This is a genomic window from Geodermatophilus marinus (assembly GCF_003428645.1).
GTDB lineage: Bacteria > Actinomycetota > Actinomycetes > Mycobacteriales > Geodermatophilaceae > Geodermatophilus.
The window spans coordinates 1-20,968 of sequence record NZ_QVQH01000002.1 but is presented as its reverse complement, the minus strand read 5'-3'; the positions used below and the strand labels follow the sequence as shown (position 1 = coordinate 20,968).

At 74.0% G+C, this 20,968-nt stretch carries 25 protein-coding genes, 1 tRNA gene and 1 pseudogene; 15 read left to right on the top strand and 12 right to left on the bottom strand.

What is annotated here, in order from left to right; translation table 11 throughout:
• Positions 1 to 70 precede the first annotated feature (70 nt).
• Both D0Z06_RS25630 and D0Z06_RS25625 read left to right on the top strand, forming a co-directional pair.
• The gene (locus D0Z06_RS25630) at positions 71 to 400 is read left to right on the top strand and encodes an AAA family ATPase (RefSeq protein ID WP_199522082.1); all 330 of its coding nucleotides are present in this window, start codon (positions 71 to 73) and stop codon (positions 398 to 400) included.
• On the top strand, positions 373 to 792 hold the full coding sequence (locus D0Z06_RS25625; RefSeq protein ID WP_199522081.1) for an AAA family ATPase: 420 nt from the start codon (positions 373 to 375) through the stop codon (positions 790 to 792). The genes D0Z06_RS25630 and D0Z06_RS25625 overlap by 28 nt, the downstream gene beginning before the upstream one ends.
• On the opposite strand, the gene D0Z06_RS02440 is transcribed toward D0Z06_RS25625, so the two are convergent.
• The 4 genes and pseudogenes from D0Z06_RS02440 to D0Z06_RS02425 all read right to left on the bottom strand — a co-directional run.
• Positions 793 to 1,533, bottom strand: a complete 741-nt coding sequence (locus D0Z06_RS02440; protein ID WP_233517400.1) for an MsnO8 family LLM class oxidoreductase — start codon at positions 1,531 to 1,533, stop codon at positions 793 to 795.
• A gap of 43 nt (positions 1,534 to 1,576) precedes the next feature.
• Positions 1,577 to 2,062, bottom strand: coding sequence for a MarR family winged helix-turn-helix transcriptional regulator (locus tag D0Z06_RS02435; RefSeq protein WP_117375807.1), 486 nt, complete (start codon positions 2,060 to 2,062; stop codon positions 1,577 to 1,579).
• A gap of 56 nt (positions 2,063 to 2,118) precedes the next feature.
• On the bottom strand, positions 2,119 to 3,027 hold the full coding sequence (locus D0Z06_RS02430; protein WP_117375806.1) for a dioxygenase family protein: 909 nt from the start codon (positions 3,025 to 3,027) through the stop codon (positions 2,119 to 2,121).
• A 72-nt stretch (positions 3,028 to 3,099) separates the two neighbouring features.
• Positions 3,100 to 3,801: pseudogene (locus D0Z06_RS02425) on the bottom strand (TIGR04222 domain-containing membrane protein); the annotation flags it as partial.
• 341 nt (positions 3,802 to 4,142) lie between these two features.
• On the opposite strand from D0Z06_RS02425, the gene D0Z06_RS02420 reads away from it, so the two are divergent.
• The 7 genes from D0Z06_RS02420 (at position 4,143) to mscL (ending at position 9,286) form a co-directional block, all read left to right on the top strand.
• On the top strand, positions 4,143 to 4,334 hold the full coding sequence (locus tag D0Z06_RS02420; protein ID WP_117375804.1) for a hypothetical protein: 192 nt from the start codon (positions 4,143 to 4,145) through the stop codon (positions 4,332 to 4,334).
• A gap of 75 nt (positions 4,335 to 4,409) precedes the next feature.
• Positions 4,410 to 4,730, top strand: a complete 321-nt coding sequence (locus D0Z06_RS02415; RefSeq protein WP_117375803.1) for a TraR/DksA family transcriptional regulator — start codon at positions 4,410 to 4,412, stop codon at positions 4,728 to 4,730.
• An 86-nt stretch (positions 4,731 to 4,816) separates the two neighbouring features.
• Complete coding sequence (locus D0Z06_RS02410; protein WP_199522080.1) at positions 4,817 to 6,670, top strand: NAD(P)/FAD-dependent oxidoreductase; 1,854 nt, start codon at positions 4,817 to 4,819, stop codon at positions 6,668 to 6,670.
• Positions 6,601 to 7,482: a PucR family transcriptional regulator gene (locus tag D0Z06_RS02405; protein ID WP_199522079.1), complete on the top strand. Its 882-nt coding sequence runs from the start codon at positions 6,601 to 6,603 to the stop codon at positions 7,480 to 7,482. Before D0Z06_RS02410 ends, D0Z06_RS02405 begins: the two co-directional genes overlap by 70 nt.
• Positions 7,483 to 7,703: 221 nt before the next feature.
• Complete coding sequence (locus D0Z06_RS02400; RefSeq protein WP_117375802.1) at positions 7,704 to 8,057, top strand: FmdB family zinc ribbon protein; 354 nt, start codon at positions 7,704 to 7,706, stop codon at positions 8,055 to 8,057.
• An 85-nt stretch (positions 8,058 to 8,142) separates the two neighbouring features.
• Entirely contained in the window at positions 8,143 to 8,760 is a 618-nt protein-coding gene (cpaB, locus tag D0Z06_RS02395) for a Flp pilus assembly protein CpaB (RefSeq protein ID WP_117375801.1), read from the top strand.
• A gap of 88 nt (positions 8,761 to 8,848) precedes the next feature.
• Complete coding sequence (gene mscL / locus D0Z06_RS02390) at positions 8,849 to 9,286, top strand: large conductance mechanosensitive channel protein MscL (protein WP_117376074.1); 438 nt, start codon at positions 8,849 to 8,851, stop codon at positions 9,284 to 9,286.
• A 1-nt stretch (position 9,287) separates the two neighbouring features.
• On the opposite strand, the gene D0Z06_RS02385 is transcribed toward mscL, so the two are convergent.
• Positions 9,288 to 9,992, bottom strand: coding sequence for a YbaK/EbsC family protein (locus D0Z06_RS02385; protein ID WP_117375800.1), 705 nt, complete (start codon positions 9,990 to 9,992; stop codon positions 9,288 to 9,290).
• Between the two features lie 87 nt (positions 9,993 to 10,079).
• Here D0Z06_RS02385 and D0Z06_RS02380 point away from each other — a divergent pair, with 87 nt between their 5' ends.
• Positions 10,080 to 10,439, top strand: coding sequence for a VOC family protein (locus D0Z06_RS02380; protein ID WP_199522078.1), 360 nt, complete (start codon positions 10,080 to 10,082; stop codon positions 10,437 to 10,439).
• Complete coding sequence (locus D0Z06_RS02375; protein ID WP_117375798.1) at positions 10,436 to 10,846, top strand: PaaI family thioesterase; 411 nt, start codon at positions 10,436 to 10,438, stop codon at positions 10,844 to 10,846. The genes D0Z06_RS02380 and D0Z06_RS02375 overlap by 4 nt, the downstream gene beginning before the upstream one ends.
• 4 nt (positions 10,847 to 10,850) lie before the next feature.
• On the opposite strand, the gene D0Z06_RS02370 is transcribed toward D0Z06_RS02375, so the two are convergent.
• The 5 genes from D0Z06_RS02370 to D0Z06_RS02350 all read right to left on the bottom strand — a co-directional run bounded on the left by D0Z06_RS02370 (position 10,851) and on the right by D0Z06_RS02350 (position 14,147).
• Positions 10,851 to 11,771 carry an MSMEG_6728 family protein gene (locus D0Z06_RS02370; protein ID WP_117375797.1) on the bottom strand — a complete coding sequence of 307 codons (921 nt, stop codon included), beginning with the start codon at positions 11,769 to 11,771 and terminating at the stop codon, positions 10,851 to 10,853.
• 70 nt (positions 11,772 to 11,841) lie between these two features.
• The gene (locus D0Z06_RS02365) at positions 11,842 to 12,741 is read right to left on the bottom strand and encodes an NAD-dependent protein deacetylase (protein ID WP_117375796.1); all 900 of its coding nucleotides are present in this window, start codon (positions 12,739 to 12,741) and stop codon (positions 11,842 to 11,844) included.
• 68 nt (positions 12,742 to 12,809) lie between these two features.
• Positions 12,810 to 13,259, bottom strand: coding sequence for an SRPBCC family protein (locus D0Z06_RS02360; protein ID WP_117375795.1), 450 nt, complete (start codon positions 13,257 to 13,259; stop codon positions 12,810 to 12,812).
• Positions 13,260 to 13,278: 19 nt separating this feature from the next.
• Positions 13,279 to 13,674 carry a DUF2695 domain-containing protein gene (locus tag D0Z06_RS02355; protein WP_233517399.1) on the bottom strand — a complete coding sequence of 132 codons (396 nt, stop codon included), beginning with the start codon at positions 13,672 to 13,674 and terminating at the stop codon, positions 13,279 to 13,281.
• Positions 13,675 to 13,772: 98 nt separating this feature from the next.
• Positions 13,773 to 14,147 carry a hypothetical protein gene (locus tag D0Z06_RS02350; RefSeq protein WP_117375794.1) on the bottom strand — a complete coding sequence of 125 codons (375 nt, stop codon included), beginning with the start codon at positions 14,145 to 14,147 and terminating at the stop codon, positions 13,773 to 13,775.
• A gap of 111 nt (positions 14,148 to 14,258) precedes the next feature.
• Here D0Z06_RS02350 and D0Z06_RS02345 point away from each other — a divergent pair.
• A tRNA-Arg gene (locus D0Z06_RS02345) sits at positions 14,259 to 14,331 on the top strand.
• A 16-nt stretch (positions 14,332 to 14,347) separates the two neighbouring features.
• On the opposite strand, the gene D0Z06_RS02340 is transcribed toward D0Z06_RS02345, so the two are convergent.
• The gene (locus D0Z06_RS02340) at positions 14,348 to 15,493 is read right to left on the bottom strand and encodes a tyrosine-type recombinase/integrase (protein ID WP_117375793.1); all 1,146 of its coding nucleotides are present in this window, start codon (positions 15,491 to 15,493) and stop codon (positions 14,348 to 14,350) included.
• A gap of 666 nt (positions 15,494 to 16,159) precedes the next feature.
• Here D0Z06_RS02340 and D0Z06_RS27040 point away from each other — a divergent pair.
• The 3 genes from D0Z06_RS27040 (at position 16,160) to D0Z06_RS25055 (ending at position 19,857) form a co-directional block, all read left to right on the top strand.
• A complete protein-coding gene (locus D0Z06_RS27040; protein ID WP_199522076.1) occupies positions 16,160 to 16,357 on the top strand; it encodes a helix-turn-helix transcriptional regulator in 198 nt (65 codons plus the stop codon).
• Positions 16,358 to 16,437: 80 nt separating this feature from the next.
• Positions 16,438 to 17,925, top strand: a complete 1,488-nt coding sequence (locus D0Z06_RS02330; protein WP_158579854.1) for an AAA family ATPase — start codon at positions 16,438 to 16,440, stop codon at positions 17,923 to 17,925.
• Between the two features lie 207 nt (positions 17,926 to 18,132).
• On the top strand, positions 18,133 to 19,857 hold the full coding sequence (locus tag D0Z06_RS25055) for a hypothetical protein (RefSeq protein ID WP_147331968.1): 1,725 nt from the start codon (positions 18,133 to 18,135) through the stop codon (positions 19,855 to 19,857).
• Positions 19,858 to 20,090: 233 nt separating this feature from the next.
• Here D0Z06_RS25055 and D0Z06_RS02325 read toward each other — a convergent pair whose 3' ends face one another.
• Positions 20,091 to 20,321 carry a helix-turn-helix domain-containing protein gene (locus D0Z06_RS02325; RefSeq protein WP_233517398.1) on the bottom strand — a complete coding sequence of 77 codons (231 nt, stop codon included), beginning with the start codon at positions 20,319 to 20,321 and terminating at the stop codon, positions 20,091 to 20,093.
• Between the last annotated feature and the right edge of the window lie 647 nt (positions 20,322 to 20,968).

Genomic DNA, 20,968 nt, shown 5'->3' with positions numbered 1-20,968 from the left:
CCGCGCTGCCGCCGCCCCCCGCGCACGGTGCGGACGGCGGGTGTCGGCGGGGTCGGCCAGGATCGGCCGGGTGGACCGTCGACCCGTCCGGCGCTTCCGGCCCGACCCCGGCGCACCCCGCCCACCCCGGGATGCCTGGCCCCTCACCGTTCCGGCGATCGCCCAGGTCCTGCGCGAGGGGCTGACGCTGCCGGCCGGGGCCACCGTGCTGGTCGGCGAGAACGGGTCGGGGAAGTCGACCGTGCTCGAGGTCCTGGCCGCCGCGCTCGGGCTCAACGCCGAGGGCGGCTCGGTCGGCACCCGGCACGCGACGCGCCGCAGCGAACCGGGCTCCCTCGACCTCGTCGTGGAGCGCAGCCCCGGCGCCGACCGGTGGGCCTACTTCCTCCGCGACGAGTAGAAGGACCCCGTCCTCCCCGCCCTTCGCACGCTCAGGGCGGTGCCCTGGACGGGGCCTTCCACGAGCTGTCCCACGGGGAGGGGTTCCTCGCCCTGCTCGGCAGCCGGGCCACGCGCCGCGGGTTCTACCTGCTCGACGAGCCGGACGCCGCCCTGTCGTTCACCGGCACCCTGTCCCTCGTGGTGCGGCTGACCGAGCTCGTCGCGGCCGGCGCACAGGTGGTCGTCGCCACCCACTCCCCCGTGCTGGCCGCGCTGCCCGGCGCGCACCTGGTCGAGGTCGGCCCCTGGGGCCTGCGCGAGACCGCGTGGGCCGAGCTGGAGCTCACCGCCGCCTGGCGGCAGTTCCTCACCGACCCGGCGTCCTTCGTGCGGCACCTGACCGGAACGTGATCAGGACCCGGCGGTCAGGCGGCCGGGCTCGGCCGCGGTCCCGGCGGCCAGCACGTTCGCGGTGACGATCGCGTACGGCCGCTCGAGCACCGGCGAGAGGCGGAAGCTGTCGCGGTAGAGCCCCACGGCGGTCACCGTGTGCGGGCCGCCGAAGTGGTGGGCGAAGGCGAACGGCAGCCCGAGCTGCCCGGCGAGCTGCGCGGAGAAACCGCTGGAGCCCAGGAGCACCACCTGCGGTGCCGAGACGGCCGCCGGGGTGGCCCGGAAGCGCTCGGCGAGGCCGCCCTCGACGCGGGGGTCGCCGAGCAGCCCGAGCAGGTCCAGCAGGTGCTGGGGGAAGTCGTCGGCCGACAGCGCCGCCGGGTCGCGGCGCAGCGCGAGCGCGGTGTGCGCGTCGGTGCCGGGGGCGCGGCCGATGCCCAGGTCGATGCGGCCGGGGTGCAGCGCCTCGAGCAGCGCGAACTGCTCGGCGACGACGAGCGGGGCGTGGTTGGGCAGCATGACCCCGCCCGAGCCGATGCGCTGCCGCTCGGTGACGCCGGCGAGGTGCGCCATGAGCACCGGCGGGCTGGTGCTCGCCACCGCCGGCATGTTGTGGTGCTCGGCGACCCACAGCCGGGTGAAGCCCGGCCGGTCGGCGGCCCGGGCGACGGCGGTGGTGGCGGCCAGCGCGTCGGCGGTGGACTGGCCGGAGCCGACCGTGGCCAGCTCGAACGCGGAGAGGGGCAGCGGCTCGGACATCACCGGCCGCAACGCCCGCGCCGGCCGGGGCTTCCCGCGCCCGTCAGCCGCCGGAGGGGTCGAGCCGGAGGACGTGGTCGGGGTCCAGCGCCTCGACGACGGCCTCGAGCGCCTCCCCGAGGACGCGGGCCTGCTCCTCGGTGAGCGGGTCGAACAGCGCCGTCCGGACGGCGTCGACGTGGCCGGGGGCGACCGAGCGGACGACGCCCCACCCGGCGTCGGTGAGGACGGCGACGTTGCCGCGACCGTCCTCGGCCGAGCGCTCGCGCCGGACCCAGCCGCGCTCCTCCAGCCGGGCGACGGTGTGCGACAGCCGGCTCTGGGTCTGGTTGGCCCGCCGCGCGAGGTCGCTCATCCGCCGGCTGCGGCCGGGCGCCTCGGACAGCATGGCCAGGACGACGTAGGCCGCGTGGGTGATCCCGGCGTCGCGCTGGAGCTGGGCGTCGAGCGCCCGCGGCAGCAGCTCGGCGGCCGTCAGCCACGCCCGCCAGGTCCGCTGCTGCTCCTCGTCGAGCCACCTCTGCGCCACGGCAGGGAACGGTACGTCGGGCGCCGGGGCGGCGGGCCGGGTCGGCCCCGGCCGGGTCAGGCCGCCTGGAAGGACCGCCGGGACAGCCCCAGCGCGTAGCCGTCCAGCGTGGTGGTGACCGGGGCGGCCGGGTCGGTGGCGGCACCGAGGGCGACGAACAGCGGGGTGAAGTGCTCGACGGTCGGGTGCGCGTAGGGCATCCCGGGTGCGGCGCTGCGGAAGCGGGCCAGCTCGGCGACGTCACCGCGGGCCAGGGCCTCGGCGGCCCAGGCGTCGAAGTCGGCCGACCAGCCGGGCACGACCCCGCCGGTGAGCACCTCGCGGGTGAGGAAGGGCAGGCCGTGCGTCATGTGGCCGGACCCGACGACCAGCACGCCCTGCTCGCGCAGCGGGCGCAGCCGCATCCCGAGCGCCAGCAGCCGGTCGGGGTCGTCGGTGGGCAGGGAGAGCTGCAGCACCGGGACGTCGGCGCCCGGGTACATGATCTTCAACGGCACCCAGGCCCCGTGGTCCAGGCCGCGGCGGGCGTGCTGGTGCGGCTGCCCGGCGTCCGGCAGCAGCGCGGTGACCTGCCGGGCGAGCTCGCCGGCGTCCGGGGTGTCGTAGCGGAAGCAGTGGTAGATCGGGTCGAAACCGCCGAAGTCGTAGACCAGCTCGGCGGGCCGCGCGGCGCTCAGGGCCAGCGGCGCGGACTCCCAGTGGGCGGAGACGACCAGCACCGCGCGCGGCCGGGGCAGGGCGCGGGCCCAGTCGTGCAGCGGCGCGAGCCAGGCCGGGTCCTGAAACGGCATCGGCCCGCCGCCGTGGCTGAGGTACAGGCTCGGGAGCGGCCCGTCGTCGGACGTCCAGGCCCGGTGCGGGCCGGCGGCCGCGGTGCGGCGGAGGTGGGCCGCGAAGGGGTGCGCGGCGGGGATGCGAGCGTCGGCGGCCGCGGTGGCGCTCGGGACTGTGGTGGGCGCGGTCACGGGAACTCCTCGGCGGTGGGGTGTGCCGGACCGACGCTACGCCGAAGTGCTTGAGACTTCAAACAATCCCGATCAGGCCCCGCCGTCGCCCCCTCCCCCGCCGCCGTCCCCGACCCCGGAGACGTCCCCGCCGCCCGCGTCCACCCCGAGGCCGAGGACGCCGCCGCCGACCGCCGTCGCCCAGGTGCGCTGCGCCGCGGTCGCGGGGTCGGACTCGGCCAGCCGGCGCAGCGCCTCGCGGTCGGCCCGGCGGCTGACGTCGGCGGTGGGACCCGACGGGTCGATCGCCGCGCGCAGCCGCTCGTCGCGGGCCGCGGCCGGCCCGTCGAGCGCCACCCGCCAGACGTCGTCGCCCGCGTGCTGGGTGCGCAGCGCGGCGATCACGCGGCGCCCCTCCCGGGTCGGGACCTCGGCCGGGGCGTCGCCCCGCCGCGCGGCGGGGGCCAGGCGGCGGCGGAGGAGGCCCTGCTCCTCCAGCCGGTGGGCCAGGCCGGTGATCCGGGGGTCGGCGACCAGCCGCCACCGGACGGTGTCGATCGACCGGTGGCCCGCGGTGCCGATCCCGTCGAGGACGGCGGCCTCCACCGGTTCCTGCCGGGCGGGGGCCGCCGCCGCGAGCTCGCCCGGAGCGGTCACCCGCACCCGGCCGGCGCGCACCAGCGCCGCCACCGCGGCGTCGACCACCCGGGCGGGCCCGCCGGTGAGGTAGGCGGCCTCGTGGACGCCGATCACCGTCCCGGAGCGGTCTGCCGTGGTGCTCATGTCGGACTCCCTCCGGCGGGTCCCCCTGGCGCGGAGGGTCCCACGGCTCCGACCCCGGGTACAGGGCCGCTCGGCCTGCGCCCCGCCTCCGGGGCCGGGGAGGTCGGGGGCGGGCGGCCACGGGTCCGCTCGTCGACCGCGTGCTGCCGGTCACCGGCAAGCAGTCGAGGCCTCAAGTTGACCGACCGCTGCCGTGGACCGGCCAGGACGTGCGAGGCATGGTCGGTTCAGATGGAGGACCACCTCGGCCGGCGGCGAGCCCGTCGGCGCCGGGCTGCCGTGCGCTCCGCGCTCCGGCCGGCCGGGTCCCGTGGCCCCCACCGACCCGCGACACCGAGAGAGGGGGAACCGGGGTGGACCCGCTGCCCGTGCCGATCACCCGTCCGGCCGGGGTCGCCGCACCCACCGGGTCGCTCGTCCCCCGATCCGCACCGGTGTCCGGTGGCGAGCTGCTGGCCCTGGCGACGGGCCTCCGGGCCCGGGGGCTGCGCGGCCTGGACGTGCTGCGACGCAGCCAGGACCGGGCGCCACCGGCGAGCCGCTGACCCCTCCGGCCCCCGTCTCGTCCTGCGCGCCCCGCTCCGCCGGGGTGCGCTGCTCACCGTCCCTGGAGAACCCCCATGACCACCCTCGCCACCCCCGCCACCATCGCGTCGCCGGACTGGGCACCGTTCCGGGCGGCGCTCGAGGACCAGCGGGCCGACTGCGTCCGGCAGCGCGAACTCGCCCTGGCCGAGACGGCCGCGCCGGTGCAGGACCCGGTCGCGGTCAACCGCGCCGCCACCCTGCTCCGCACGATCGAGGAGATCGACGCAGCGCTGGCGCGGATCGCCGCCGGGACCTACGGCACCTGCGTGCACTGCGGCGCCGCCATCCCCGTCGAGCGGCTGGAGTGCCGGCCGTTCGCGGCCGGCTGCGTCACGTGCCAGCAGGCGCGCTGAGCCCGCGCCGTCGTCCCCCTCGGCACGGGCCCGGTCCTGGCCCGTCGCCCCTTCCCGGTGGCACGAGCACCGGGGAAGGAGCAGGCATGCCCTCGTCCCGTCAGCACCGCCCGGCGCCCGCCTCCGGCTCGCCGCGGCAGGTCGCCGTGATCGGGGCCGGCATGGTGGGCCTGTCCTGCACCTGGTTCCTGCAGGAGGCCGGCGTGCAGGTCACCGTCTGCGAGCGCGCCTCCGCCGGGGCCGGCGCCTCCTGGGGCAATGCCGGTTGGCTGGCCCCCGCGCCGACCGCGCCGCTGCCCGAGCCGTCGGTGCTGCGCCACGGGCTGCGCGCGGTGGTCAGCCCCCGCTCGCCGGTGTACCTGCCGCCGCGCGCCGACCGGACGCTGCTGCGCTTCCTCGCCGGCTTCGTCGCGCACAGCACCCCGCGGCGGTGGCGGGCCGGGATGGCCGCCTACGCGCCGGTGAACGCCCGGGCGCTGGAGGCCTTCGACGTCCTCGCCGCCGCCGGGGTGCCCGCGAGGACACGTCCGGCCCGACCGTTCCTGGCGTGCTTCCGCCGCGCGCGCGAGGCCGAGCGGCTGTGCGCCGAGCTGGAGGCCGTCCGCGCCGCCGGGCAGGAGGTCAGCGGCCGCCCGGTCACCGGCCGGCGTGCCCGCGAGATGGAGCCGGCGCTGACCGATCGGGTGGGCGCGGCGGTGGACATCCGCGGCCAGCGCTCCCTGCACCCGCCGGAGCACGTCCGGGCCCTGGCCGCCGCGGTGCGGCAGCGCGGCGGTGAGCTGGTCGAGGGCAGCGGGGTGGCCGACCTCGGGCAGACCCGTGGCGGGGTCACCGTCGTCACCGCCGCCGGGCAGCACCAGCGGCACGACGCGGTCGTCGTCGCCACCGGCGCCGAGCTCGGCCGCCTGGCCGGGCGGTTCGGGGTGCGGCAGCCGGTGCAGGCCGGCCGCGGGTGCAGCTTCAGCGTGCCGGTGGACCGGATGCCGCGCGGCCCGCTGCACTTCCCGGCCCAGCGGGTGGCCTGCACGCCCATGGGCGACCGGCTGCGGCTGGCCGGGATGATGGAGTTCCGCCGCCCGGGTGACCCGCTCGACCCGCGTCGCACCGCCGTGATCGTGGACGCCGTCCGCCCGTTCCTCGCCGGCGCCGACCTCGACGACCGGTGCGACGAGTGGGTCGGCTCGCGCCCGTGCACGCCGGGCGGGTTGCCGCTGCTCGGCGCCACCGCCTCCCCGCGGGTCTTCGTCGCCGGCGGCCACGGCATGTGGGGCATCGTGCTCGGCCCGGTCACCGGTCAGCTGGTCGCCCGGACGGTCCTCAAGGGGAGGCGCCGCCGGAACCCGCACCGTTCGACCCGCTGCGCTGACCCCCACCCACCCGCCGGCGACCACCGGCGGGTGGCGCCGCCCTGCCGCGGGTCGGCCCGCGCTGCCCACCCGCGCCTCCGGCCGCGGGTTCGCCCGCTCGGATGGGGCACGCTGGCGCGCGTGCCACCGAGCCCACCGCGGGTACGGCGGGATGAGAGGAGCGCACATGCCCGACGCCGGACGTCCGCCCACCGGCCGGCCGGCCGCGGCCTCGGAGGAGTGGCTCGCCTCGGTCGGGCAGGCGGCTGCGGCCGCCGTGCAGGCTCCGGCCGAGCTGCTCGGCGAGTACCTGCCGCTGCTGGCCGACGCGGCCGTCCGCGGACGGCGCGCCCAGGCGTGGGAGCTCGACGCGGTCCGCGAGCTCGGCCGGAGCGCGGCCGCGCAGGGCGTCGGCGCGCCGTGCGGTGGACCTGTACCTGTCCGCCGCGTGGCGGCTGTGGCGGCAGCTGCCGGTCGTCGAGCGCTCCCGCGATCCCGACAAGGTCCGTGCCGCGGCCGAGGCCGTGCTGCGCGTCCTCGACGACGCCGTCGGCGTGCTCGTCGACGGGCACCAGGCCGAGCGGCGGGAGCTGATCCGCCGCGAGGAGGCGCTCCGCGCGGAGTTCGTCGACGACCTGCTCCGCGGTGACGCCGACGTCTCCCGGATGGTCGAGCGCGCCGAGCCGTTCGGCGTCGACCTGGGCAAGCCGCACCACGTCGCGCTGGTCGCCCCGCGCGACGCCGGCGGCCGCATCGACCGGGCTGCCACCGCGCTGGAACGTGCCGTGGTGGACCGCTTCGGCGACCGGGAGGTGCTGGTCGCCGTGAAGGACGGCCGCATCGTCGTCGTCCTGCCCAGCGCCGCGACGCCCGCGGGCGCCGCAGCGCGCGGGACCGACATCGGCACGCTGCTGCAGCAGGACCTGCGACGGCTGAGGGTCGCCGGCCGATGGCGGGTGGCCGCCGGGCGGGCCTTCCCCGGCGTGTGGGGCGTGCCCCGCAGCTACGAGGAGGCCCGCGAGGCGCTGGGCGTCGCGGACCGGCTGGGCCTGGACGCCGACGTGGTGCACGCCCGCGACCTGCTGGTGTACCGGGTGCTCGGTCGCGACCAGGCGGCGATGGTGGACCTGGTCCGCGACGTGCTCGGCCCGCTGGAACGGGCCCGCGGCGGAGCCGACGTGCTGATCGGCACCCTGCAGGCCTACTTCGACGCCGGGGACGTCGCCACCGAGGCCGCCCGGCACCTGCACGTCTCCGTCCGGACGGTGACCTACCGGCTGGCGCGGGTCGCCCAGCTGACCGGGTGCCGCGTGTCGCGGCCGGACCAGCGGTTCTCGCTGCACGCCGCCGTGCTCGGCGCGCGACTGCTCGAGTGGCCCACCCGCCCACTGCCCGCCGACTCCTGAGCGCCGGCGGGCGCACCAGGGCCTCGCGCCCCGCGGGTGCTCGGCGACGGGGGCCGTCGCGTGCCCCGCCTCGGGGCGGGCGACCCGCGGTCGCGTTCGTGGAGCGCGCGGACGTGTCGCTCGCCGGCAGGAGATGGACGGACGGCCGCGTGGCGCGCATCATTGGCAGTCACCGGGTGAGAGTGCCAACCCGGCCCGTCCCCACGAGGAGTGCTCCCGCCGTGCCCACCTACCAGTACGCCTGCACCAACACCGACGGCAGGCACGAGTTCGAGGTCGTGCAGTCCTTCACCGACGCCCCGGTCGCCGAGTGCCCGACGTGCGGCAGCACGGTCCGCAAGGTGTACGGCTCGGTGGGCGTGGTCTTCAAGGGCTCCGGCTTCTACCGCACCGACAGCCGCACGACCGCCTCGTCCGACAACGGCAAGGCGTCCACCTCCTCGTCGGGCGGGGACTCGGGCGGGTCGTCGTCGACGTCGTCCTCGGGCACGTCGTCGAACGCGTCGTCGTCGGGGTCGAAGACGGCCGCCTCGTCCTCGTCGCCCAGCTCGTCGAGCAAGGCCGCCTCGGCCTGACGGCGGCCGGTCCACAGGCCGGCCGCCCCTCCACAGCCCCGCTCCCGCGCCCCCGCGCCGGTCCTCGTCAGGCCAGCGTGGGGGCGTGGTCCGTCTGCGCCGTCCCCGTTCCCTGCGGTACGCCGCCCGCCAGGTGCTCGCCGCCCTGCTGGCCGGTGCCGCGCTGGTCCTCGCGCTCCGCCCCGCACCGCCGCCCGGGGGCGCGCCGGGCCCCGCGCCGGTCCCGGTCGTCGTGGCCGCCCGCGACCTGCCGCCCGGGACGCTCCTGGGCGCGGCGGACCTCACCGTGGCCCGCTGGCCACCCGGCCTGGTCCCGTCCGGGGTGGTGGCCGCCGCCGAGGTGACCGGCCAGGTGCTGGCCGCCGGCCTGCGCGCGGGTGAGCCGGTGACCGACGTCCGCCTCGTGGGCGGCGGGCTGACCGCACTCCTGGCCGAGGGGCAGGTCGCCGCGCCGGTGCGCCCGGCGGACCTCGCGGTCAGCGCGCTGGTCTCCCCCGGCGACCGCGTCGACGTGCTGGCCACCGCTCCCGGCGAGGGCCGGGCGGCGGTCGTCGCCGCCGGTGCGCTGGTCCTCGCCGCGCCGCGGCCGGAGGGGGCCGCCGAGGGGCTGCTGCTGCTCGCCGTGGACGCCGGGACCGCCGCCGACCTCGCCGCGGCGGCGACGGCGGCCACGCTGACCCTCAGCCTCCCGCCGCCGGCGTGAGCGGGCGCCGCCCGGCGTGATCGACCCACCGCCCGGCGTGATCGACGCAGCGTGGACGGGTCCGCACGAGGTGTGGCTGGATGGGGGCATGCTGAAGGGCTTCAAGGACTTCCTGCTGCGCGGCAACGTGGTCGACCTCGCGGTCGCCGTCGTCATCGGCACCGCCTTCACCGCGGTGGTCAACTCCTTCGCCGAGTCGTTCCTCACCCCGCTGATCGGCCTCGTCGGCGGCGGCGGCGAGCTCGGCGGGACGTTCACCGTCAACGGCCAGACGTTCACCTGGGGCGCGTTCGTCAGCCAGGTGATCACCTTCGTGCTGACCGCGGCCGTCGTGTACTTCCTCGTCGTGCTGCCGATGAAGGCGCTCATCGAGCGGCGCCGGCGCGGCGAGGAGGCGGGGCCGGCCGAGCCCACCCAGGTGGAGCTGCTGGCCGAGATCCGCGACCTGCTGCGCTCCCAGCAGGGCCTCGGCGGCGGCCCCGACCGGTCCGGCCCGGGCACGACGACCCTGCCGGGGCAGCTGTAGCTCAGTCGCTGCCCCAGTGCGGGGGCCGGTCCTCCAGGTAGCGGCGGTCGTCGGCGGCGAGCTCCTCGGGCCGCTCCCCCCAGCCGACGTCGCGGTCGTCGGGGGCCGGGCCCCCCGCTGGGCCCGGCGGCGACGCCGCGGCCGGCGGAGCGGGGTCGGCGTCCACCGGGCGGCCCAGGCCCTCGAGCACCTGGACGGCGGGCAGCGCCCCCAGCACCGCGCCCGGGACGGCCAGCTTGCTCCCGCGCGTGCCGGAGCCCACCACGACGAGGTCGGCGGCGACCACGGCCGGGTCGACCAGCAGCGGCCAGCTCTCCGGCAGCCCGATCGGCGTGATGCCGCCGTAGGCCATGCCGCTCTCGGCCACGGCGACGTCCTGCGGGGCGAAGGACGCCTTGCGGGCGCCGAGGTGCCGCCGCACCAGGCCGTTGACGTCCGCGCGCGTGGTCGCCGGCACCAGGCAGGCCGCCAGCGCGGTCTGACCGGCCCGCCGGGTCGCCACGACGACGCAGTTGGCCGAGACCTCCAGCGGGACGCCGTAGGCCTCGGTGAAGGCGGCGGTGTCGGCCAGGGCGTCGTCGATCTCGGCCACCCACGCCGGTCCGGCCAGCCCGGGGAGGGCGGCGGCCACCTGCGGGCCGAGCAGCTCGGGCCGGTCGGTCGCGGGGACCCAGGTCAGCGAGCCGAGGGTGGGCGTCGGGTGCACGGAGCCGATCCTCCCCCGCGGCCCCGGGCGCCCGACGAGGGGTCCGCGCTGGTGCGCGGCCCGGGCCGCCGCTGCAGGATGACCGCCATGATCGGCCAGCTGCACTCCGTCGTCATCGACGCGCCCGACGCGCACGCGCTCGCCACCTTCTACGCCGGGCTGCTCGGGATGGAGGTGTCGAAGGGCGGGCCGGGCGACGACTGGGTGGTGGTGACCGGCCAGGGGTACCGGTTGGCCTTCCAGCAGGCGCCGGACCTGCAGCCACCGGACTGGCCCGACCCGGCCCGTCCCCAGCAGTTCCACCTCGACGTCCGGGTCGCCGACGTGGAGGAGGCCGAGCCGCGGGTCCTCGCCCTCGGCGCCCGCCGGCTGCCCGGCGAGGGCGGCGACTTCCGCGTCTACGCCGACCCGGTCGGGCACCCCTTCTGCCTGGTGTGGAACGCGTGAGCGGCCCCGAGGGCCTGCGGCGGCCGAGCCGGTTCGTCGCGGCGTCCGGCTTCACCGTCGGCGAGGTGAGCGGCACGCGGGTGACCGGCACGGTGGAGCTCGGGCCGGACCAGCACACCCCGTGGGGCGTGGTCCACGGCGGCGTCTACTGCACGGTGGTGGAGTCGGCCGCCAGCATCGGCGCGAGCGCCGCGGTCGCCGACCGCGGCCAGTTCGCCGTCGGGGTCAACAACAGCACCGACTTTCTCCGGCCGGTGACCGCCGACCGGCTCGACGTCCTCGCCGAGCCGGTCCAGCAGGGCCGCACCCTCCAGCTGTGGCTGGTCACGCTGACGCGGGCCTCGGACGGCAAGGCGGTGGCGCGCGGGCAGGTCCGGCTGCAGAACGTGCCGCTGCCGGGGGCGTGAGGCCTCAGCCGCCGGGGACGTGCGCGGGGTCGAGGACGACGCGGAAGAGGGCGCGGGGGTCCTGGAGCGTGGCCGGGGGCAGGGCCGCGGCCCGCGGCACCACCCGGTCGAAGCGGGCCGGGCGCCGGTGCGGCAGCAGTTCGCGCCCCTCGAACCGGTAGCCGCCCACGACCTCGCCGAGCAGCAGCCCGGCCCCCCGCTCGACGGGCAGGCCCACCCGGTCGCCGGGCCGGACCTCGTCGAGGAAGGCGGACAGCTGGCGGAGGTCCTTGGCCGGGCGGCGGCCCGAGACCTCCCGGGCGAGGGCCCGCAGCTCCGCGGGGGTCAGCCCGGTGGCGTCGACGTCGATGCCCGACTGGGTCCCGAGGCCCACCACGCCGGCGGCCAGGAAGGCACCCAGCTCGGTGTGCGCGCGGGGCCGGACGACCCACACCGCCACCCCCTCGGGGGGCGGTGCCGGCGGCAGGTCGTCGGGCTCCGGCCAGACGTAGGGCAGGTCGTCGGGCTCCGGGCCGAACAGGGGGACGAAGCGCTCGCGGTAGAACCCGGGCTCCTTGGCCAGCAGGTTGGACCGGTGCGAGCGGTGCAGCGCCTCGTCGCCGACCCACGTGGGCAGCAGCCCGGCGCGGGCCAGCTCCTCCTGGGCGACCCCCACCACGTCGGGGGCGAACTCCGCGATGAGGCTGTGCGTCGTGTCGGCGAACCCCCGTTCCCGCCACCCCCGGACCACCGCCAGCCCGTAGGCCACCAGCGCGGGCGTCCGGCCGCGCCACATGCGCACCACCGGGTGGGAGGTCCAGCCGTAGTCGGGCAGCTCCAGGGCCCGCAGCACCTGGAGCGTCTCGACGCGCTGCTTGCCCAGGCGGGGCGAGTCCAGCAGCCGGGCGCTCTCCTCGAAGTCGGCGACGGGCAGGAAGGTCTGCATCGCGCCCGATCCTCGCCGAGGCCGACGCGGCCCGCCCGGTCAGCGGGGGCAGGCCCGGCCGCGGGCGCGCTCAGGCCGGGCGCGGGGCGGCGCGACGGGCCAGCTCGGGCAGCACCGTGCCGAGCGGGGCGTCGACGCGGACGGCGACCTTCGCGTCGCCCCGGGTGGGCCCGAGGTTGACCAGCCCGACCGGGATGCCGAGCTTCTCCGCCCGCAGCACGAACCGGTAGCCGCTCATGACGGTCAGCGAGGAGCCGAGGACCAGCAGGGCGGCGGCGTCCTCCACCATGGCGAAGCAGCGGTCGACCCGGTCCCGCGGCACGGTCTCGCCGAAGAAGACGACGTCGGGCTTGAGCGGACCGCGGCCGCAGGCGCGGCAGTCGACCATGACGAACCCGTCGAGCACCTCGTCGGGCAGCTCGGCGTCGCCGTCGGGGTTGACCTCCTCGGCGTCCGGGCCGAACGCCGGGTTGGCCGCCCGGAGCCGGGCGTCGAGCTCCCAGCGGTCGGCGAGGTCCCCGCAGGCCAGGCACACCGTGCGGTCCAGGCCGCCGTGCAGCTCGAGGACGCCGGCGGCACCGGCCGCCTGGTGCAGGCCGTCGACGTTCTGCGTGATGACGCCGGAGAGCAGCCCGGCGCGCTGGAGGTCGGCGACCGCCCGGTGCCCGCCGTTGGGGCGGGCGGCCGCGATCCGCGGCCAGCCGACGAAGCTGCGCGCCCAGTACCGGTGCCGGCCGCGCGGGTCGCGGAGGAACGTCTGGTACGTCATCGGCGTGTGCCGGCGCAGCGACCCGGTGGCGCCCCGGTAGTCGGGGATGCCCGAGTCGGTGGACAGCCCGGCTCCGGAGAGGACGACGACGTCGCCGTCGCCGACGAGCTCGGCCAGCGCGCCGAGAGCGGGCTCGTCCACGGTCGGGGCCGCGGCCGCGGGCGGCCCGGGGAGCGCGTAGGTCGCGGGGACGGCGGTCACCCCGCCATGGTCCCCCGCGATCCGGTCGCGCGCCGCCGACCCGCCCGCGGCCCCACCGGCGCCGGGCGTCAGGCCGCCGGGCCCAGCTGCCGCTCGAGCCGGCCGAGCAGGTCCTCGTGCACCCGGCGCAGCCCCCTCGGTGCGAAGGTGCGCTCGAAGAAGCCGCCGACGCCGCTCGCGCCGTCCCAGGTGGTGCGCACCCGGACGGTGGTGCTGCCGGCATCGGTCGGGTGGACGGTCCAGGTGGTCACCATCGACGAGCGGGTGTCGCGCTCGACCAGGGTGTCGGCGTCGGGCTGCGAGACCTCGACCAGCTGCTCGCGGACCCGCTTCGAGGTGGCGGCGAACCGCCACGCGACGCGGGTGCCCGCGCCCTGGCCGCCGGCCTCGACCCGGTAGTCGGAGAACTGCTCCGGCAGCGCCTCGCGGCGGGCGCCGGTGTAGTCGGCGAGCCCGGAGCGGACCCGGTCGGCCGGTGCCCGGACGACGCGTTCAGCGGTGGCGACGACCTGTCCCATGGCCCCATCCTGCGCCCCGTCACCAGCGGGCCCCGCGGAGGGGGACCCAGTTGGCGCACGGCTGCGCCGACCGGGGACCAACGCCGGCGCAGGACGGGTGCACCGCCGGCCAGTCGGGTTCGCCGTCCTCGCCGACCGCCTGCAGGTCGTCGCGGTAGGTCCAGCCGTTGAGGAACACCTCGCAGTCGCAGCAACCGCCGCGCGACGCCAGCCGGCGCTCCAGGCCGGCCGCCCGGGGCAACCGCAGATCCCGCCAGCGGCCGGCCCAGCGCAGGGTGCCGTCGCAGCCGAAGGCGTCGAGCATGCGGTCGACGTAGCAGAGGACGCACTCGGCGTCCCGCGGTCCGGTCAGGGCTCCGGCCAGGGAGCGCAGGTGCTGCTCGAGCTCGGCCGGCGTCGGGGTGGGGGTGTCCACGGTGTCTCCCTCGGGTCGGGGAGGACACCGTCACGACGGCCGACGACGCCGGCCCGCCCGCTGTCCCCAGGGGGTCCGAGCGTCCACAGCGGGCCGGATCAGGCCCCGTGCTCCTCGTTGTTGAGGTAGGTGCACCGGAAGCGCGCGCCGGCCATGGCCTCGGTGAACCGGGCCTCCCACGCCGGGTCGTCGGCGGGGAAGTCGGTGAAGACCCGCTCCTCCAGCAGCACGGGCAGCCCGTCGAGCCCGGTGTAGGACCGGCGCAGCAGCACGCGGGTCCGGCCGTCGACCTCGTCGTGCGCCGGCGTCCAACGCGCCGCGGCCACCGCGTCGGCCAGCAGGGCGCGCTCCCGCGGCGGGAGGGCGGCCTGGCGACCGGCCGACAGCCGCGCCCGCCGGTCGGGCGAGGCGACCCACACCACGACGACGGCCAGAACGGCGACCAGGACCAGCGCCGCCAGCAGACCCGTCATGTCCCGACGGTAGTGCGCCCGGGGCGTCCGGGCCGCCGCCCGGCTCGGGGAGGGAAGGGGTGGGCCGATACCCTCCTCGCCGTACGCCCCGGTCGGCGCGGCTGCCGACGAGCCCCCGTAGCTCAGGGGATAGAGCATCGGTTTCCTAAACCGTGTGTCGCAGGTTCGAATCCTGCCGGGGGCACTCACATAGCGGCTGGTCAGCGCCCTGCCGCGTGATCCGCCAAGGTCGTCACGGTGCCCTGGGGGCACAACGGGGGCACAGCCCTCCGCTCACGGGCCTCGTGGAGGCGGTCGGCCACCGACTCCAACTGGTCGTCAAAGAGGTGCGAGTAGCGGTCCAAGGTCATGGCGGCACTAGCGTGCCCCAGCATCGACTGGACGGCTTTCACGTTCGCTCCGGAGGCGATGGCTAGGCTGGCGGCGGTGTGGCGCAGCTCGTGCGGGACGAGGCCCACCAGCCCCACACCGGCGGTGGCCCGGTCGAACCTGGCGCGACGGAAGTTCCCGACCCGTAGAACCTCGCCCTTCGGCGAGGTGAACAGGAGGTCGTCGGGCGACTTCCCGGCCATCACCGCGGAGATGTCATCCCGGAGGAACCCGGGGATCGCGACCCACCGATCGGCGTGCGTCTTCGGGGAGCCGAACACCGCCTTGCCGTCGACCTCGGTCATGGCCTCCTCGATGTGGATGCGGCGCACCCCCGGAGCGACGCAGCGCACGCGGATCGCGGCCAGCTCACCCCAACGGATGCCGGTGTAGGCGAGCATCAAGACGATGATCCCGTCCTCCCTGCAAGCGTCGGCCAAACGGCCGACCTCCTCGTGCGACAGGTAGCGCCTGGACTTCCGCGGGAGGCGGGGTAGTTCCACGCCGGCCGCCGGGTTCATCGCGAGCCGCCGCCCCTTAACCGCCTGGTCGAGCATGGAAGTCAGCAGCTGGTAGGCCTGCCGCGTCGTCGACGGCGAGAGCGCCGTCGACATCTCCGCCACCCAGGCGGCCACGTCCTCGTAGGTCACGCGGTCAAGGCGGACGCCCCCCCAGCGAGGCAGGACGCGATTGTTCAGCAGCGTCCGGTACGAGGCGATGGTCTTCGGCTTGAGAGCGGTCCTGCCCCCCATCCACTGCTCGGCGTACGCGCCGACCGTCACACGGGCGCGCGTGGGGTCGACGTAGCCACCCGTGAGCAGGCTGGACTCGATCGACGTCTTGTAGCGCTCCGCATCGGACTTCTTCCTGAAGGAGCGCTTCCTCTGCCGGCCGTCCGGCTCGCGCCAGCGGGCCTCGTAGGTGACCAAGTCAGGCTTGCCTGCTCGTGGACGAACTCTCCTGTAGACCTTCGCCATCCCTCCGCCTCCATCCGGGAAGCCCGACCGCCGGGCACACGTGTTCGACCGAAACGCTGGAGCCCGGCGAGAGGCGACCGGTCCTGCACCGGCACGGACTAGCCCGAGCCCGGATCGACCTCTCTCCGCCGCGGCTGCGAGAGCCTGCCCCAAGGGCATCGACAGAGCGCAGGGGAAGGCGCCTCGTCACTCGAGGTGACTCGTCAGACAGTCGCCGTCGCGACTGCATCTTGTCCGAACACATGGAATGTGCGCAAGTGAGTAAATTCACATCGACTAGAAGCCGGCGAGGAGTGGGGTCGAGACCTAGAAGGCAACGGCGGCCAGGAAGTGCCTTTCCTGATGCAGCCGTGCGGCCTGGAGGGCCTGACACCCCGCCCCGGGCCCATCACCCTCGGGAGCCCGTCAAGGCGCCTTTACCCCATTTCACTCGGGTCCGTCAGCGCCCACGAACGAGGCGGCTGAGCCCTGCTCTGACTCCCCGAAGGCCGTACTGAGCAGCAGCTTTGCATGTCCTCTGAGCACGCGGAGCAGTTCGTCGACTGGCTCATTGGGCGCCTCGGCCCAGGCTGCCCGAGAGGCGCGGAGTGCTACTGGCAGTAGCCGGGCGGTTGCCGTACGGTGCCATTCGTCGCCAAGCGAAGGCGACACAGGAACTGCTCAGGAATGGCGTTGATGAACGACAGAATGCTCTCGGTCAATGACGTTGCGGAGTACCTCGGCATCCCCAAGGCGACACTGCATGCTTGGTCGAGTCGCGGCCTCGGCCCCAAGCGCTACAAGGTGGGAAAACACCTGCGCTATCGGCGGACAGACGTGGACGTCTGGCTCGAGACGCAGGCACAGGAGGCATCACAGTGGTGACCTCCGTCGTCCCCCTGTCGCCCTCGACGGACCGGTCCTGGGCAGCCCTATCCCCCTACGGTGTCAGGACCCCGGCCCAGGTGCTCGACGAAGAAGGCGACCGCGACCTGTTCCTGATCGACGGCATCCTGCACTCGGGCCTGACCCTCCTCTACGGAGAGAGCGAGATTGGCAAGAGCTACCTCGTCGTCTCGGTGACCGGGGCGGTGTGCCAGGGCCGCGACTGGATGGGGCACCGCACCAACGGAGGCCCGGGGAAGGTGCTGGTTCTGGCTTCCGACCCCGGGGATGTCTTGGAGTACTCCCGCCGCTTCGGCGCCACGGACACCGAGTTCGTGGGTGTTGCCCGCCCACCGGGACCGGACGACGCCCCACAGTGGGCCGACCTCGCCACCCGGTGCCAGGGCGCGGGCGTGCGGATGGTCGTCCTCGACAACCTGTACTCCTACGCCCCGGGCAAGGACGTCAACAGCAACGCCGACATCGGCCTCGCCCTCTCCCGCCTGGACCCCCTGACCGACCGAGGTATCGCCGTCCTCCTGGTGCACCACACGCCCAAGGACAGGCGCAAGACCCCCGCCGGCGCCCACTCGATCCTGGCCAAGGCCAGGCACGCCATCGCCCTGACCGCAGACTCCATGACCGTCCACGGCAACACCGTCCCCAGGACCGAGTACCCGGTCTGGCGAGAAAACGGGCGCGTGGTGGGGATCGGTGAGGCCGTCGTCTCCACACCGAAGGAGAAGAGGCCCAAGAAGCCGCACCAGAAACGCGCCGACCGAGCCGCCCAGCAGAGGGAAGCCCTGGCCTTCCTAGCCACCTTGCCGGAACGCGACTGGTCGGGACGGGGCCTGGCCAAGTTGTTCATCGGCCGGATCGACCGCATCGACAGCCCAGGTCAGGGTCGGGAACTGGTCGAGTACTTACGCCGGGAGGACGCACTGGCGTCGCTCGACCTGCCGACCTGCGAGGTGGCGTACACCTTCGCGCCGCTGGATGCCCCGCGCCAGCGGCAGCTGCAGGCCACCGCCCGCATCCGGCACTCCCTGGCCCGCCACCAGGCGCAGGAGAGGATCGCCCGGGGCAACGTGCACTTCTCGGCCGGGGCGAGCGCGGCCGCGCGCAGCATCTGGGGATGGTTGCGGGACGACCCCGCGCTCAAGGTGCTGGTGATCGGCGAATCGCTGGACGAGCTGGCCGCGCTGGAACAGCGCCTCTCCGAGTGGGGCATCCCCTCGGTGACGATCACCGGCGAGAGCTCGCAGAACACCCGGGGCGACGCGATCGCCGACTTCCGCGACAGCCGCGACGTCCGGGTGCTCATCGGGTCCGTGGTGCTCCAGGAGGGCTTGAACCTGCAGTTCTGCCGAATCCTGGTGTCCCTGGGCCTGCCCGACAACGAGGCCGGCGTCGACCAGCGGCAGGGACGCATCGTCCGTCCGGGCTCCCCGTTCACCACGGTCCGACACGAGGTGATCCTCACCGACACACCCGTCGACCGCGGTGCGGTCCGGCGTGTGCAGCGCAAGGCCGGTGAAGCCGACAAGCTGCTCGACGGCGCCGCCTGACAGCACCGTCCGACACAGATACCGATCCCTGGTGCACCGGAAAACGTTTCGAGCGCTGAAGACCCGCCCCGGTCGATGACCTAGGGCTGGCGCATCACAGGCGCGGAAGGACTTGCCAAACAGTCGGCGAGCCCGGTCCACAAGGCCGGGCTCGCCGGCCGTATGCGGGAGGCGCCGCCCGCGATCGCCAGCAATAGACTGGAGCACGTGAGCATGCCAACCGTTCCTGGATTCCTTGAGCCATCGCCAGCAAACACGCTTGCCGATCTATGGAACAGACCGACGAACCTGCCAGGCGGCCTTTGGCCCCTCGACGATCTCCGCACAGTTGCCCGGACTCCCGCGGGTTGGTTGGTCCTAGAAGAGCACTTCTTCACGGAAGACAAGCACGGTGGCCGAGGGTGCGTCACAGTGAAGATTGATCAAACTGCAGAGGCCTTGCGGGAGACAACGTGGATTGGCCGAGACCTCGGAAAGGTCAGCATTTGGGGTGATGGCACGTTCGAAGGTGGACTTGCAGCAATAGAGGGCGATATCGAGGTCCGTTTCTTCGCTCACGCTCGGAGGCCTAGTGGCGCCCCATTGCCTGTCATTGAGATCAGCCACACGTTTTTGTGGTACTGGGACGCTTTCCCGACGAGCGCTGGATGGAAGTACCTAAATAGAGCTGGACGAGAACAGGATCTCCTTCGATGGGAACTGACGGAAGACAGTTGGCGGGTGGAGGTTCGGGCCCTAGAGATGCGACAGTACCTAAGCGCCGCCGGCCTTAGCGCCGTTCTTCAGCTCGACTACATCAACAAGACGGACGGCCCAGAGATCGAAAGAGTGGACGACGTATTCGTTGACGAGTGGGCCCACTTTCACTTCTATGCGGACCACGACACGACCATGGGCGACAGGCCGGTCACTTCGGGGATTATGGGTCAATACGTACTAACTGGTCTACGGACCTCTAAAGTGCCGCGCTTTGAAGAGCGAAGGCAGGATCGCGAGTACGCTACCTTCATCTACGGCCTTGACCCCGAAACTGGTCAACCCCTTACGCACACTTGCGACCCGGATCAGCTGGGAACGTACTACGATAGGGATGGCACACGACTCCACTACCTGACCCCGATCTACTTCAGGCGTGAAGTTCTCCAGCCATATGCGGCCGAGCCGACGCGCTATCGGCTCTCGTCATCGAGACTGACATGTCTGGACCTTTGGGGCATTGACTTGTCGTTCAACAGTATAGGACTGGTTGAGGTCTATCTAGGAGACCTTGGTCGTGATCTCCCATCCGACGAATGGGGGCATTGGCGCACATACAACGTGCCCCCCGAGGGCAAGATGGATGAGGGTCGATTCCGACGCGACTTTCTGAATCAGTTTGCCAGCTCGAGAGACGTTATGGGCGACTTGCGCCGAGCTCGTGAGTCGGCCAACGCGGCGTCGCAGCGTGTGCTTGGGGCACCGCTATGGAAGGCGCTCGATGGTGATATCAAGGCAGAGTTTGACTCACTGATTGGCCCGGTAGCCGACGATCCAGTATCGCTCGGGCCAGCGCTGCTCATCCTCACCAAATCGCTAATCGACGGGATCGATGTAGGGCCTCTGAAGGGCCACCTGAGCGCTTTCGACAAGGGTGATCAGTCGTTGCGCCTTCTACAGCGCTTCGCTAACGAGCTTGGCGACACGACTGATTGCACAGCCATCCTGCGTCACCTCCAAAGTTTTCGGTCCAAAGGCGGGGTTGCACACTTAGCTGGGTCTCAGCAAGCCAGAGCGGCGGAGTCGCTAGGTGTCGCAAATATGGCCAGCTTGGCCGCTTTCGAGTCGGTTGCTGGTCGTCTTGTCACGTCTCTTCAAAAGCTCACCGAATTAATGGTGGACGCGGTGCAGAAGAGTGAATCGGCCGCCGAAGGGGAGCCACGGGGCGACGAGTAGCGCGCTTGGGCGAGACTTCATCGTTTCAATAAGGCGATCGTCTCAGCCAGCGGGATCCCGGAACTGAGCGGTGGCCTCCCGCGATAGCTGGGCGCTTCCTCGACGCCCCCAACACAGGATGAGTCCTTGTCGCTGTCCCGAAGCCGCCTCCCCGATGAAGGACCAAGGACTGCCATGACCGTCCATATTCTCTCTCGGCGGCTGCGATTGGCGGGGGCCCTGGATGCAGGTCCTCAGGCGCCGGCTTGACGGAGCGCTTCCGCGCCAGCGCCCCGGCGGTGGACGCCGTGCCGCGTGAGGATGTTGCGGACCGCGGAGAAGGAGCGGTCGGTCAGCTCCGGGAGCTGACGCAGCGATCGGCCGGCTGCGTATTGCTCGACGATGAACATCTCCACCCGGGCCTGCGCGGCCGGGTCTGGCCGCGGACTCGCAGTGCCGACGAACTCGGGCAGCGGCTGCAGCATCGGCCGGCCCATGGATGCTACCTGAAATTTGACCTGAGCAACCGTGCAGAAGGAGACGACGTCGATACCACCGTCCCCGCTGAGCTGGGTAGGCATTGCGTCGGCGAAGCCTAGGCCGATCATCCATACGGCGGCCTGGGCCTCTGCGTCTGCGTCTGCGTCTGCGGGCGAATCAATCAAGTCAGGCATGGCGGTGAGCCCCGCCTCCAGTCTGCCGCCGGGGTCAGTGAAGGCGCACCGGGTGCGTTGGAAGGCGTGACGGCCGTGACGTATGTGCCGACGACCCACATTCGGCGTCGCTCCACGCATCGTCGAGGCCGCCGCCTTCCTGGACGGGCCTCGTGGAGAGCAGCGAACAGGTGAGTGCGACGGCCTGATCACTGCCCCAACCGGTGGCACACGGTCCTGCCTGTGACTCTTGACTAGGGGGGCGTCATGACCCCAGGCACGGCTGTACAGCCGCACCGCAAATCGCTGCGGCCCTCAAGACTCCCCCCGGCCACTGAGCCTTTCCCAGTAGTGATGGCGCTCGCCGAATCTCCCCAGGTGTGCTCACCGAAAGTCCCCACCCGGGAGCGGGGTCAGGTTAGCGGTCGTCGGGTGCCGGTGGTGGCGCGGCGGAGGGTGTCGGTGCGGGCGTGATGGTC